This window comes from Paenibacillus rigui (assembly GCF_002234615.1).
GTDB lineage: Bacteria > Bacillota > Bacilli > Paenibacillales > NBRC-103111 > Paenibacillus_S > Paenibacillus_S rigui.
The window spans coordinates 1-871 of record NZ_NMQW01000102.1 but is presented as its reverse complement, the minus strand read 5'-3'; the positions used below and the strand labels follow the sequence as shown (position 1 = coordinate 871).

General features: G+C 52.5%; 1 protein-coding gene. It reads right to left on the bottom strand.

Features of this window, described 5'->3' with window-relative positions; all coding sequences use genetic code 11:
- The coding region (locus tag CF651_RS31825) for a cohesin domain-containing protein (protein WP_245856240.1) at positions 1-871 on the bottom strand (871 nt) is incomplete at both ends.

The window sequence follows — 871 nt, the reverse complement described above, 5'->3', positions numbered from 1 at the left end:
AACCCCGCCTTGATGGCCGGTCCGTCTGGAGCCTCGCCAAGGTTCGCCTGAGTGGTCGCAATCGTTCCGGCCGTGTTCTGAACGCCAGCCTTCACCTTGAAGGTCAGATTCAACACCGGTGTGCTGGTTCCGGATACCCCACCAATATTGGCGGTGATCAGTCTCACTTTGCCGGCAGTCGCTTTGTCCTCTGTCACGATCTGGATATTGTTGTTAGCCCCTGCTGTACTCACATAGTCAAATACGTTCGCATCATAGGTCAGGGTGAGGTCCTGGGCATACACACTTTGCTTCAAGTTGTCCAAGCTCACGCCCACGGTAAAGCTGCTGCCCGGCTTCACGCTGCTGTCTGCCGTTAACGAAGCTGCAGGTGCCTTTACCTCTGGCCAAACCGGATCTGCCGTTGAAGTGCTGGTGGTCAAGTAAATCCGGTCTACGATTAATCCCGATTCCCTGCCCCAGAAGTTCAATTCATGCACGCCAGCAGTTATATTCAAAGGCGTACCGCCGGTCACCGCAGTACCGCCGTTACTTAGATTAATCCATTTAAACTGACTATTGCTCACCCCCTGAATCCCGTTGGAAGTAAATTTATATTGATTATCTACGCCCATATGGATGGAGTCCGTTTGGAAGCTATGGCTCTTGGCCAGGATCCAAACATTATAGGTTCCCGTAGTCGGAAAATTAACTTTATAATTCAGTCTGGAGCCGGCAGCAAGGCTGGCTGCATCCGTACCCGGAGTCACCGATGTGCCATCGTCAGGCAAAAACTGCATAGCTTTCGTGGACTGACCGTCCACAAGCGACCAAGTATGGCCGTTCGCAGTGCCGTACACGTAAGCATTGACGGAATTGTCCGCTGCGGTAT